This is a genomic window from Paracoccus sp. MA, from assembly GCF_020990385.1.
In the GTDB taxonomy this organism is placed as follows: domain Bacteria; phylum Pseudomonadota; class Alphaproteobacteria; order Rhodobacterales; family Rhodobacteraceae; genus Paracoccus.
Map to the genome: position 1 here is coordinate 203,156 of NZ_CP087597.1, position 12,374 is coordinate 215,529.

Consider the following 12,374-nt stretch of genomic DNA (forward strand, 5'->3'; position numbering starts at 1 on the left):
GAACCGCCTTGTCCGGCACGAAGATCCTCTGGGGCCAGATCCTCGTCGTCTTCCTGATCGTACTGATCTCGGTCTGGTCCGGCACGCAATGGGCGGCCTGGCGGCTCGGTTTCCAGCCCCAGCTCGGCCCGCCCTGGTTCGATCTGTATGGTATCCCGGTCTATTACCCGCCGGCCCTGTTCTGGTGGTGGTACTTTTATGACGCCTATGCCCCGCGCATCTTTGTCGAGGGCGGCATCGTCGCCGCCTCTGGCGGCTTTCTCGCCATTGCCGTCGCCATCCTGATGTCGGTCTGGCGGGCCCGCGAGGCCGCCGATGTCGACACCTACGGCTCGGCACGCTGGGCAGGGCGGGCCGAGATCGAGCGGGCGGGGCTGCTCGGCCCCGACGGCGTGGTGCTGGGGCGATACGATCAGGACTATCTGCGCCACGACGGGCCGGAGCATGTGCTCTGCTTCGCCCCGACCCGCTCCGGCAAGGGCGTCGGGCTGGTGGTGCCGACCCTGCTGACCTGGCCCGGCTCGGCCATCGTCCACGACATCAAGGGCGAGAACTGGCAGCTGACCGCCGGGTTCAGGACCAGGCACGGCCGGGTCCTTCTGTTCGATCCGACCAATCCGGCCTCCTCGCCCTACAATCCCTTGCTGGAGGTGCGCCGCGGGGAATGGGAGGTGCGAGACGTCCAGAACATCGCCGATATCCTGGTCGATCCCGAAGGTTCGCTGGAGAAGCGCAACCACTGGGAAAAGACCAGCCACGCCCTGCTGGTCGGCGTCATCCTGCATGTGCTCTATGCCGAGAAGGACAAGACCCTCGCGCGCGTCGCCGCCTTCCTCTCCGATCCGCGCCGGTCCATCGAGGCGACGCTGGCGGCGATGATGAAGACCCCGCATCTGGACGAGGCCGGGCCGCATCCGGTGATCGCCAGCGCCGCGCGGGAACTGCTGAACAAATCCGAGAACGAGCGCTCCGGCGTGCTGTCGACGGCGATGTCGTTCCTCGGCCTCTATCGCGACCCGGTCGTGGCGGCGGTGACATCGCATTGCGACTGGCGCATCGCCGATCTGATCGCGGGTGAGACGCCCTCAACGCTTTATCTGGTGGTGCCGCCCTCGGACATCTCGCGGACCAAGCCGCTGATCCGGCTGGTGCTGAACCAGATCGGGCGCAGGCTGACCGAGGATCTGCACGCAGAAGACCGCAGGCACAGGGTGCTGATGTTGCTGGACGAGTTCCCGGCCCTCGGCCGGCTCGACTTCTTCGAATCCGCCCTGGCCTTCATGGCCGGATACGGCATCAAGTCCTTCCTGATCGCGCAGTCTCTGAACCAGATCGAGAAGGCCTATGGCCCGAACAACGCGATCCTCGACAACTGCCATGTCCGGGTCAGCTTCGCCACCAACGACGAGAGGACCGCGAAGCGGGTCTCGGACGCGCTCGGCACCGCCACCGAGATGAAGGCGATGAAGAACTATGCCGGGCACCGCCTGGCACCCTGGCTCGGACATATCATGGTCTCGCGTTCCGAGACCGCCCGGCCGCTGCTCACCCCCGGCGAGGTGATGCAGCTGCCGCCGGAGGACGAGATCGTCATGGTCGCCGGCACCCCGCCGATCCGGGCCAGGAAGGCGCGCTACTATGCCGATCCGCGCTTCAGGGAGCGGATGCTGTCGCCGCCCGATCCGCGCGAGATGGTGCGATCCGCGCTGCCGGACGATTGGACCGGACTGCAGCCGCCAAGGCCGGATGCGGGGCAGGGGGCTGATGCCGCCGCCGTGCCGAATGCCGCGCTTGCCCACGTCGACACCAATTCGTCCGGGTACTCGGACAATGCCGGGCTGCGCCGCGAACCGGGGTTGGAGCCGTATCAGGACATCGTGCCCGAACCGGTAACGCTCCCGGAGAACGAGTTCGATCCCGATTTCGAGGCCCCCGAGCAGCAGGCGGTCCGTAACAGGGGGCTGGCCCGCGACATGCGCCGGGTCGCGCGCCAGATCTCGATGAACCAGGACGACGGGTTGGAACTTTGAGCCATGCCGGAACATGCCGACAAGAAGAAACGCCTCTCGGTCTATCTGGACCCCGAGCTGATGCTGCTGCTGGCCGATTATGCCGACCGGCGCGGGAAATCCCGCTCCCTCGTCGCCGAAGCGGCCATCGCCTCCTTCCTCACCCCCGATGCTGACGAGCGGCAGGAGGCGGCGATGACCCGGCGGCTCGACCGCATCGACCGCAGCATTCAGCGGCTGGAGCGCGACATCGGCATTGCCAACGAGGCCTTCGCGATCTTCATGCGATCTTGGCTGACCGCGACCCCGGCACCGCCCGATGCTGCGGCGCGGGCGCAGGGCGGCGAACGCTACGACCGCTTCCTTGAGGCCCTAGGTCGGCGTCTCGCCGGCGGGCCGAGGCTCCGGCAGGAGGTGCCGGGCGATTCTGATCAGGCGTGATCGGATGCACCGGCGGGCATTGCAGGAATTTCTGCAATGGAATCCGATGGGTCAAAACGACAGACCAATCGGATGGCAGATCTGGGAGCCGTATCCAGGCCGCGGTATCCTCTTCCAGCTTAAATCGAGCCAAGCGCGCATGCATCGGCTCGATCAACGAACAGGTATGCGCTCGTCGCCCCACAGCTCTTTTCGCGCGATGACCTTCTGGCGAAAATCGGCCTCTGCCTGCGGGTCCAGCTTTTCGTCGGTATAGGTCTCGAAATAGGTGGCGACATAGGACAGCCGCACCGACAGCGGCTCGCGCACGTTCAGCGCGTAATATCCCATCTGCGTATAATAGAAGTTGCGGGCCCGGATGATCGCCTGGCGTTCGGCAAAGCCATGGGCCGCGAACATGGCGATCAGCGCGTCCATGCGCTGCTGGTCCGACTGCGCGATGACCGCCTGAAGCGCGGCATCGCCCCGCGCCCAGTCGCGCACGGCGAAGTCGAGCCGCGGATCGAACAGTTCGGGATCCAGCCAGCAGATGAACAGGGCCAGGATGCGGTCCTGAAGCGTGCCCGGCGCAGTCGCGGCTTGGATGATGCTGGCCGTGTTGGACTGCTGCCACACGTCCAGCATGGCCTCCAGCAATTCGTTGCGGTCGGCAAAGTGCCAGTAGAAGCTGCCGCGCGTCACCCCCAGCAGATCCGCAAGCCGGGTGATCCTGACCGCGTCGATGCCGTTTTCGATCAGCATTTCCAGGGCTTTTTCCAGCCAGTCCGCGCGTGTCAGCCGGGGCTGGGCATGATCCTCCTCGGCTTCCTTGCTGACACGCTCTATCAGCTGGCGCTTTTTCATTGACTGCTCCATACACGTCTGTATCTTCCAATACACCACTGTATGGTGCTGGGCGATTGCTTTCTGCACCAGAACAGATGGCATGTCCGGGGGGAAGAGAAAGATGACGAATGCCGACAAGGCGCCGCCGCGCCTGAACCGCTTTTCCGATCTGCATTTCCAGCCGCGTTTCGCCTATCCCGCGATGGCCGAGGTCGCGGAGGTCGCCGGCCTGGCGGATCGCAGCGAACTTGCGGGCGGCTTTGCCCGGTTTCGGGATGCGGACATTCCCTGGCAGGTGAAATACGACGAACTGATCCTGGTCATCTCGGGGTCCTTCGCGGTCGAAACGCCGCAGGGCCGGCTGGAAGCCGGGCCCATGGACACCATCTGGCTGCCCGCCGGCACCGAGGTGCGCTATGTCTCGGAGGATGCGCTGGTGTTCTACAGCCTCCAGCCTGCAAGCTGGGCCACAGAGGCGGCTGCATGACGCGGATCTCGCTGCTTCCCAAGGACGACCGCACCAATGGCTGGTCCGCGCTTCTGCCGCCGCGCCAGCCCCGGCCGTCGCTGTCCAAAGACATCACCGCCGATGTCGTGGTGATCGGCGCGGGCTATGCCGGGCTGGGGGCTGCGCGCCGTCTGGCCGAGTTGCGCCCCCATGCGAAGATCGTGGTGTTCGACGCGCAGCAGCTGGGCGAAGGCGCCTCCGGCCGCAATTCGGGCTTTGCCATCGACCTGCCGCATAATGTCGGCTCCTCGCTCGAGGAACTGGCCAAGGGTCGGGCCTATCTGCGCCTTGCCCGCGCGGGGATCGCCTCGCTGCGCGAATGCGTGCAGCGCCACGGTATCGCCTGCGACTGGAGCGAGGACGGCAAGTATCATACCGCCAGTTCCGACCGCGGGGCCGAGCAGGTCCTGCGGCCCACGGTCAAGGAATTGCAGCGGCTGGGCGAGCCTTACGAATGGCTGGATGCCGGGGAAACCGCCCGGCGCCTGGGCACGCGGCATTTCGCGGCCTCGGTCTATACGCCCGGCACGGTGCTTCTGAACCCGGCGGCGCTGAACCGGGGCTTGGGCGACACCCTGCCGGAAAACGTCGCGCTTTACGAGAATTGCCCGGTTCTGGAGGCGGATTTCGGCCCGACCATCACGCTGAGGACCGCACATGGTTCGGTCCGGGCGCCCAAGGCCATCCTGGCGGTGAACGGCCTGGCCATGCGCTTCGGCTTCTGGAGGGGCAGGCTGCTGAACTTCGCCGCCCATGCCAGCCTGACGCGCCGCCTGACGCCGGCCGAGCAGGCGGCCTTCGGCAATATCGCGCCCTGGGGCTCGACCCCGGCCAATGCCTTTGCCGGTATCACCATGCGCTATACCAACGATCGCCGCATCCTGATCCGGCAGAACATCCATTTCTGCCCCGGCCTGCGCCAGTCCGACGAACGCCGGCTGAAGATCCGGGCCAAGCACCAGCGCCTGTTCGACGAACGCTTCCCGATGCTGCGGGGCGTCACCATGGAGCATACCTGGACCGGCTATATCTGCCTGTCGCGCAACGGCGCGCCGGGCTTCGGACAGGTCGCCCCGAACGTCTGGAGCGCAGTCTGCCAGAACGCCGTCGGCGTCGCCAAGGGCACGATCAGCGGCCGGCTGGCCGCGGCCATGGCGCTTGGCGAGGACGATCCGCTGATCTCGGACATGATCGGCCTTGGCACGCCGTCGCCGGTGCCGCCGCGGCCTTTCCTGGACATCGGCGTGAGGGGGCGTTTCGCCTATGAGATTTTCAAGAACCGACACGAGGCCTGAAGAAGGCCCGCTTCCTGGGGAGGAGAAGGGAATGGTCAGAAAGACGAATGGAATGACGGCCGCAGTGCTGCTCGCGGCGCTGGCCTCCGGCGCGGCAGCCATGCCTGCGATGGCGGAAACCCTGAAGATGGCGACCGATTCCGGCGCGAAAGGCTCGGATGCGGGCAATGCCATCGAGGCCTGGGCCAAGGAGATCGAGACCGCCACCGACGGCGCGTTGAAGGTCGAGATCTTCTATCAGAACGAGTTGGGCGGCCAGCAGGAGGTCTTCGACCTGCTCATGGCCGGCGATGTCGATCTGATGCTGAACTGGCCGATGACCTCATACGACCAGCGCATCTCGCTGATCTATACGCCCTACATGTTCACCGACTGGGATGATGCCCTGGCCGCCTATGGCAAGGACGGCTGGCTCAGCACGGCGCTGTCCGAGGTCTATGCCGATACCGGGCTGAAATACCTCGGTGCCTGGCCCGAGGGTTTCAACGGCGTCGGCACCAAGGGCGGCCACGCCACCACGCTCGAGGCCGCCAGGGCCTTCAAGGTGCGCGTCCCGCCGGTCTCGCCCTTTACCGAAACCATCGCCGCCATGGGCTATCAGACCGCGACCATCGACTGGGGCGAACTCTACTCGGCCATCCAGACCGGGGTCGTCGACGGCGACAGCGCCAACGTGATCTTCTACGACTACGAATATTTCGGCGACGTGCTGACCGATTACGTCCACAGCCGGCAGCAGTTCCTGACGGGCATCCTGACCGCGAACCAGGAAACCTGGGACGGGCTCTCGCCCGAGCAGCAGCAGGCCGTCGCCGCTGGGGCGGAAAAGGTCATGCTGGCGCAGTTCGACGCCGCCCGCCGCTCCGACGAGGGCTATGTCGAGGCATGGAAGAAGCTGGGCCATACCTATGTCGAGCCGAGCCCCGAGGAACTGGCAGCGCTGAGCAAGACCGTGCGAGAGGCGGTCTGGCCCAAGATGGAGGCGATGATCGGCGCCGAGCTTCTGGACCTCGTCCGCCAGAACGCCGCCGCCGAGTGATCCTCGTCACCCTCGCCGCATGGAGGTTCGCGTGATCGCCTTTCTTGCCATGGCCGACCGGGCCTTTGCCTGGCTCTTGCAGGTCGTCATCCTGGCGACCAGCGCCATCGTCACCCTGTCGCTGGTGGCGCTGGTGATCTTTCGCGTCTTCTTCAGCCAGTCGCTGCTGGGCATGCACGAAGCGAGCCTGCTTGCTGCCATGTGGCTTTACATGGCGGGCGCGGTCATGGCCTCGCGGCGGTCCGAGCATCTGGTCGTGGATTTCCTCGCGACATCGCTGCGCGCGCCCCGCGCCAAGGCGATCCATGGCCTTGTCGTCGCGGTTCTGACACTGGTCATCGCGGCGATCTTCGCGCTCTGGGTGTGGAAGATGTTGGCCTGGGGGATGAAGCGGCCGCAGATCATCCCGGTCCTGAACCTGCCGCTGTGGTATGCGCAGGCGCCGCTGGCTCTCGCCGCGGTATCCGCCGTCCTCTACGCCCTGCGCGACATCGCCCGCGCAGGCCTTCAGATCGCCCAATCCGGCAAGGGAGCCTGACATGGAGGCTTTACTGGTTCTGGGGCTGCTCCTGGTTCTTCTGGGGATCGGCCTTCCCGTCGCATGGTCCTTCGCCGGCGTCGTCGCGGCCTTGGCCTGGATCTATGACGCCAATCTCAACACGCTGATGTTGCAGGGCTTCCGGTCGCTGAACTCGGTGATCCTGCTGGCCCTGCCGCTGTTCATCCTTGCGGGCTACCTGATGCAGTCGGGGGGCATCGCGAACCGCCTGGTCGCCTGCATCGAGATGGCGATCGGGCGGCGGCGGGGCGGGCTCGGCAATGCCATGGTCGGGGCGGCGGGCGTGTTCGGCGCCATCGCCGGGACGGCCACCGCAGCAGTGGCGGCCATCGGCACGCTGATGATCGACCCCATGGCCGAACGCGGCTATCCGCGCGGCTATTCGGCGGCGCTGCTGGGGATTTCCTCGCTTCTGGGCATCCTTATCCCGCCGTCGATCACCATGATCCTGTTCGCAGTGGCGACCCAGCAATCGGTGGCGGCCTGCTTCGCGGCCTCGATCGTGCCGGGGATCGTGCTGATGATCGGGCTGATGATCTTCAACCGCGCCCAGATCGGCCGCCGCATCCACGAGATCCATGACCCGCGCCGGATCCCGGCCGCAGAGAAATGGCGCATCACCCTGCGCACCATCCCCGCCTTTTCGCTGCCGGTCATCATCATCGGCGGCATCTATGGCGGGTTCTTCACGCCGACCGAGGCGGCGGCCTTCGCCGTTCTCGCCGCGGTCCTGATCGGCCTCTTCGTCTATCGCGACATGAGCCTGGCGCGGCTGCGCGACAGCACGGTGGCGGCAGCCGAGACCACCGGCTCCATCGTGCTGATCCTGCTGTTTTCCTTCGTGATCGGCCGCATCCTCGTGGCCGAGCGCATTCCGCAGGATCTGACGGAGCTGGTGGCATCGCTGGTCAGCAATCCGATCGGCGTCATGATCCTGGTGAACGTGTTCCTGATCATCGCGGGGGCGCTGATCGACGATGTCTCGGTCACGGTAGTGATCGCCCCGCTGCTGCTGCCGCTGATGGTGTCGGTCGAGGTGCATCCGGTGCATTTCGCCGCCATCGTCGCGACCTCGGTGGTGATCGGCGCGAACAGCCCGCCGATGGCGCCGGTGCTTTTCATGGCCTGCCGGATCGGACGCGCTTCGGTCCATCAGGCGGTCGGTCCCGCCCTGCGCATGATGGCCTTCGTCGCCTTGCCGGTGATGGTCCTGACGACCTTCATCCCCGCGCTTTCGCTGGCACTGCCGCGCTGGCTGGGATTGCTTTAGGCGAGGTGGGCTTACTGCCGGAGGAGGTGATCCTCAACACGCAGGACGACATTTGGTATGCGTGCCTAAGCCGCAGGTGTTGGCTGGGCTAATATCGTTCAGTCCTCGGTCCTGCGCCCAGCATTGACGTTCCGCCTTGCTTTCGCAAACCCGCGATCCGAGGCGAGGAACCGCTCCAGCATCGGCACGACAAGCTTCTGCGGCGCGACCGGCCCCTGGCGCCTCCCGACCTCGACGAAGAGCGGATCACGTTTCGCGGCCCAGACTGCGGCGATGTGGCCGACCGCCCAGATCAGCAGGCCGGGCAGCCAGAGCTGCAGCCCCAGGCCGACCGCGCCGGCCAGGGTGCCGTTCAGGATGGCGATGCTCCGTGGCGCGCCGCCGAGCAGGATCGGCTCGGTCAGCGCGCGGTGCACCGGCACCGTGAAGCCGGGCACCTCGGAAAGCTGCTCGAACGCCGTCGTCATTACACCAAGGCTCCGCCGCCGAAGCTGAAGAAGCTGAGGAAGAAAGAACTGGCCGCAAAGGCGATGGAGATGCCGAAGACGATCTGGATCAGCCGCCGGAAGCCGCCGCCGGTATCGCCGAAGGCCAGCGTCAACCCGGTCACGATGATGATGATCACCGCGACGATCTTGGCCACCGGCCCCTCGACGGAATCGAGGATCGATTGCAGCGGCGCCTCCCAGGGCATCGACGAACCGGCGGCATGGGCGGCCGGTGCAAGGACGAGGCTGGTCCAGGCGAATGTGGCAGCGGTTGCGATATAAGGGCGGATGCAGAAGGTGCGACGGATCATTGGGATTCTCCGGTGTCGTGGGGAATAGAGATGTCGGGAATGACGGAAGCGATGCTGTAGTCGCCGTCCGGCCCCAGCCCGTCGACGCGGACCAGTTCGGCCAGCCGCCGCGCGGACCCGCGTCCGGACAGCACCGCGACCAGATCGATGGTTTCGGCGATCAGGGCGCGTGGCACGGTGACCACGGCTTCCTGGATCAGCTGTTCGAGGCGGCGCAGCGCACCGATCCCCGATCCGGCATGGATCGTGCCGATGCCGCCCGGATGGCCGGTGCCCCAGGCCTTGAGCAGATCCAGCGCCTCGGCGCCGCGCACCTCGCCGATCGGGATGCGGTCGGGGCGCAGGCGCAGGGAGGAGCGCACCAGATCGGACAGGCTGGCGATGCCGTCCTTGGTGCGCATCGCCACCAGGTTCGGCGCGGCGCATTGCAGCTCGCGGGTGTCCTCGATGATGACGACGCGGTCCGAGGTCTTCGCCACCTCGGCCAGCAGCGCATTGGTCAGCGTGGTCTTGCCGGTCGAGGTGCCGCCGGCGACGAGGATATTGGCGCGGGTCGCCACGCCAAGCCGCAGCGCCTCGGCCTGCATCCGGGTCATGATCCCGGCGGTGACGTAATCGTCCAAGGTGAACACAGCGACGGCGGGCTTGCGGATGGCGAAGGCCGGGGCTGCGACCACCGGCGGCAGCAGCCCCTCGAAGCGCTCGCCGGTTTCCGGCAGTTCGGCCGAGACGCGCGGAGACCGGGTATGGACCTCGGCGCCGACATGATGCGCGACCAGCCGGATGATCCGTTCGCCGTCGGCTGGGGACAGGACCTGGCCGGTTTCCGCCAACCCGTCGCGCAGCCGGTCGACCCAGATCCGGCCGTCCGGGTTCAGCATCACCTCGACGATGTCGGGATCCCGCAAGAGGGCGGAGATGGCAGGCCCGAGCGCGGTGCGGAGCATGCGGGCGCCGCGCTCCACCCTTGCCTCGATATGGTCCGAACCTGCCATCCCGTCCCCCGTTTCCCCGGGGCGGCGAGAGGAAGGCCCCGGATGGGGTCGACTAAAAGAGCCTCAAAACGCAGCGGCGCAACAGTTGTCTTCTCAAAATCGAAGAGGAGCGTAGGGGAGCGAAAAAATACGGGAAACCTGCGGCACGGCTGCCTGACATATGATGGAAAGCTGTCTCCCCAAACGACTCAGGTTCCCGATTTCAACGCTTCGAGAAAGGTTTGCAGCGCCGGGTTGCCATTATCAGGATGCCAGCAAGCGATATAGCCGATCCGGGTTGCGCCGTTGCCGTCGTGTACGGGCCGGAACACCGCCCCGAGACCCGTCAGGCCACTCGCGCATTCGCATTGCAGGCTGATGCCTTCGCCTGCGCCAACCAGGCTGAGGATGCTCTCGCGGCTCAGATGCAGGTTGGCGATCTCGGGCCCGTCCGATGGTGCGGCCAGCTTGGCGATCAGGATGTTGCGGATGTCGGATCCGGGATCCTGATGCGAGATCAGGAACCGCTCTCCCTTGAGATCGGACCAGTAGACGACAGGATTTTCGGCCAGCGGATGATCTTCCGGCAGGGCAACCATCAATTGCTCGGTGCCGATCGCCATGGTGTTCAGCACCGGGCAGCGGTCCGGATCGCCGAGGATGACCGCGACATCGAGCTTGCCGGAATGGAGATCGGCCATCAGTTCGACGAAAGGCGCTTCCAACAGGTCGAGGCCGATATCGGGATGGTTCTTGCGGCACCGGTGCAGGGCGTTGCGGAAACCTCCCGAGGAGAGTGATTTGTAGAACCCCAGCGATACGCTGCCGCGCCGTCCATCCACGGCGGCCCGTGTGCGATCGGCCAGCCGCTGGAAATCGTCCAGAATACGCGCGGCCATGGCGGTAAAATCCTCGCCGACCGGGGTCAGTTTCGCGCCCGCGGTGGACCGATCGAACAGCGCGGTGCCGAGCTCCTCCTCGAGTTCGCGGATCCGCCGGCTTACGATCGGCTGCTGGACCTCCAGCTCCAGCGCTGCTGAGCTGAAACTGCCGTTGCGGGCTGTCGCGACGACATAGCGGAGATGGCGAAGGTCCATAGCTTGCTATTCCTCCTTCCCGAAAGGTTATTATGCTCGTTCTTGCTGGTGCGCCACCTGACCGAATTCAGAAACGGCAGTAGCGACAAAGTGCTCAGCGCGGCCGTGGAAGCGGAAGAGGACCGACAATGGGCAGGTTGAGGCTGTAGTTCGGTCGACTGGGCGTAAAAATGAGGGAAAGGCAAGGGGAGGCCCCCTTGCGCCAATCAGAATGATGGATCACGCTGCCGAAAGCTTCTTGAACAACGGTGAAGCTTCCGTCATCAGCAGTTTATAGGTCGTGTTGACAAAAGGGATTCCTCTGGCAGTCGTCCTATGATTCAAGCTCATCTCTACGTGGGAGATGAACTTGGCACGCAACCTGATATCCGACGATGAGTGGACCTTCTTCGAGGGCTTCATTCGTGCCGTCCGGCACCCTAACGGGCGGAAACCTGCGGACCATCGTCTTGTTCTGAATGGTATATTCTGGATCGCAAGGACTGGTGCGCCATGGCGCGATCTGCCCGAAGAGTTTGGCAAGTGGTCCTCGGTCTACCGTCAGTTCCGCCGCTGGACTTTGGCGGGACTGTGGGAGGATATCCTGGATGCGCTGAACCACGCTGGGATCGCGCCAGACAAGCTCCAGATGGTTGATAGCACTGTGATCCGCGCCCATCATCATGCGGCGGGCGCAAAAGGGGGACTCCGAAAGAGGCTCTTGGCCGTTCGAGAGGTGGCTTCTCGACCAAGATCCATCTCCGCGTCAACGGCGCAGGCCTCCCGATGAGGACCGAGATCACGCCGGGGCAGGATTCCGACTACACCGGCTATGATATGGTGATGGCCGACAACCTGCCGCAACCAGCAGTTCTGGTCGCCGACAGGGGCTATGACTCTGATAAAATTCGGGAAGACATCGAGAGCCGCAACGCCCTGCCCATGATACCGATGCGAAGGAACCGAAGGGTGCGCAAGGCTGTCGACATGACCATCTACACCCTGCGCAACATGGTCGAGCGCTGCTTCAACAAGCTGAAAAATAGCCGCCGCCTTGCAACCCGCTACGACAAAACCGCCGAAAGCTTCCTTGGCTTCGTCGACGTCGCCTGCATCAGGCTCTGGCTCCGCCATTTGTCAACATGACCTAGCTTTCGCCATTTCTTCTGCGCCGACATCATCAGCCGGAAGGCCATGGCGAGCCCGGTCTTTCGGCTCAGGCAGCCCTTGGTTCGCCGGGTGCGGTGCCGGACGGTGGCGAAGGTGCTCTCGATCGGGTTTGACGTCCGGTGACGATTCCGCTGTGGTGCTGCGGGAAATCGATCCTGGACTGGGTTGGCAAACGCTGTTGCGGGCATTCTTCGTGGGCAGTCAGCCAGGCTCGCAAGTTCGGCGTCGACCGGGTTCGTGCTGATCCAGTGGGTGACCGATACACTCGCTCGATCTCGAAGGCTGCCTACTTCCGGGCTGTTGGCTTTGACGGGCCCTCTTTCGCCGGCTCTGCGCGCAACCAGGAAGCCGCCCCGGAACGCTTGGGTATGTGGAAAGCGCGCGTGCCATGGCGCACACCCTCACCAAC

12 protein-coding genes and 3 pseudogenes are annotated in these 12,374 nt (G+C 65.2%); 8 read left to right on the forward strand and 7 right to left on the reverse strand.

Going from position 1 to position 12,374, the window contains the following annotated elements; translation table 11 throughout:
• Positions 1–8: 8 nt before the first annotated feature.
• A complete protein-coding gene (locus tag LOS78_RS01020; protein ID WP_230376493.1) occupies positions 9–2,030 on the forward strand; it encodes a conjugal transfer protein TraG in 2,022 nt (673 codons plus the stop codon).
• Positions 2,031–2,033: 3 nt separating this feature from the next.
• A complete protein-coding gene (locus LOS78_RS01025; protein ID WP_230376494.1) occupies positions 2,034–2,450 on the forward strand; it encodes a CopG family transcriptional regulator in 417 nt (138 codons plus the stop codon).
• Positions 2,451–2,603: 153 nt separating this feature from the next.
• Here LOS78_RS01025 and LOS78_RS01030 read toward each other — a convergent pair whose 3' ends face one another.
• Complete coding sequence (locus tag LOS78_RS01030) at positions 2,604–3,293, reverse strand: TetR/AcrR family transcriptional regulator (RefSeq protein ID WP_230376495.1); 690 nt, start codon at positions 3,291–3,293, stop codon at positions 2,604–2,606.
• A gap of 103 nt (positions 3,294–3,396) precedes the next feature.
• Here LOS78_RS01030 and LOS78_RS01035 point away from each other — a divergent pair, with 103 nt between their 5' ends.
• Genes LOS78_RS01035 through LOS78_RS01055 form a run of 5 tightly spaced genes read left to right on the forward strand, consistent with a single transcriptional unit; the run spans position 3,397 to position 7,946 of the window.
• Positions 3,397–3,762, forward strand: a complete 366-nt coding sequence (locus tag LOS78_RS01035) for an ethanolamine utilization protein EutQ (protein ID WP_230376496.1) — start codon at positions 3,397–3,399, stop codon at positions 3,760–3,762.
• The gene (locus LOS78_RS01040) at positions 3,759–5,078 is read left to right on the forward strand and encodes an FAD-binding oxidoreductase (protein ID WP_230376497.1); all 1,320 of its coding nucleotides are present in this window, start codon (positions 3,759–3,761) and stop codon (positions 5,076–5,078) included. The genes LOS78_RS01035 and LOS78_RS01040 overlap by 4 nt, the downstream gene beginning before the upstream one ends.
• 52 nt (positions 5,079–5,130) lie before the next feature.
• The gene (gene dctP, locus LOS78_RS01045) at positions 5,131–6,117 is read left to right on the forward strand and encodes a TRAP transporter substrate-binding protein DctP (RefSeq protein WP_230376498.1); all 987 of its coding nucleotides are present in this window, start codon (positions 5,131–5,133) and stop codon (positions 6,115–6,117) included.
• A gap of 31 nt (positions 6,118–6,148) precedes the next feature.
• Positions 6,149–6,655, forward strand: a complete 507-nt coding sequence (locus tag LOS78_RS01050; RefSeq protein ID WP_230376499.1) for a TRAP transporter small permease — start codon at positions 6,149–6,151, stop codon at positions 6,653–6,655.
• 1 nt (position 6,656) lies between these two features.
• Entirely contained in the window at positions 6,657–7,946 is a 1,290-nt protein-coding gene (locus LOS78_RS01055; RefSeq protein ID WP_230376500.1) for a TRAP transporter large permease, read from the forward strand.
• 98 nt (positions 7,947–8,044) lie between these two features.
• Here LOS78_RS01055 and LOS78_RS01060 read toward each other — a convergent pair.
• The 5 genes and pseudogenes from LOS78_RS01060 to LOS78_RS01080 all read right to left on the reverse strand — a co-directional run.
• Positions 8,045–8,176, reverse strand: a pseudogene (locus LOS78_RS01060) (DUF2274 domain-containing protein); the annotation flags it as partial.
• A pseudogene (locus tag LOS78_RS01065) lies at positions 8,165–8,413 on the reverse strand (VirB3 family type IV secretion system protein); the annotation flags it as partial. The pseudogenes LOS78_RS01065 and LOS78_RS01060, both read right to left, overlap by 12 nt.
• Positions 8,413–8,745, reverse strand: coding sequence for a TrbC/VirB2 family protein (locus tag LOS78_RS01070; RefSeq protein ID WP_230376501.1), 333 nt, complete (start codon positions 8,743–8,745; stop codon positions 8,413–8,415). The gene LOS78_RS01070 and the pseudogene LOS78_RS01065, both read right to left, overlap by 1 nt.
• The gene (gene trbB / locus LOS78_RS01075; protein WP_230376504.1) at positions 8,742–9,740 is read right to left on the reverse strand and encodes a P-type conjugative transfer ATPase TrbB; all 999 of its coding nucleotides are present in this window, start codon (positions 9,738–9,740) and stop codon (positions 8,742–8,744) included. The genes LOS78_RS01070 and trbB overlap by 4 nt, the downstream gene beginning before the upstream one ends.
• Positions 9,741–9,928: 188 nt before the next feature.
• Entirely contained in the window at positions 9,929–10,816 is an 888-nt protein-coding gene (locus tag LOS78_RS01080) for a LysR family transcriptional regulator (RefSeq protein WP_230376505.1), read from the reverse strand.
• 343 nt (positions 10,817–11,159) lie between these two features.
• Here LOS78_RS01080 and LOS78_RS01085 point away from each other — a divergent pair.
• A protein-coding gene (locus LOS78_RS01085; protein ID WP_085999836.1) for an IS5 family transposase occupies positions 11,160–11,941 on the forward strand; the annotation gives its coding sequence in 2 pieces (ribosomal slippage) (positions 11,160–11,502 and positions 11,502–11,941; 783 coding nt in all).
• Positions 11,942–11,943: 2 nt separating this feature from the next.
• Here the strand turns inward: LOS78_RS01085 and LOS78_RS01090 are convergent.
• Positions 11,944–12,084, reverse strand: a pseudogene (locus LOS78_RS01090) (IS256 family transposase); the annotation flags it as partial.
• Between the last annotated feature and the right edge of the window lie 290 nt (positions 12,085–12,374).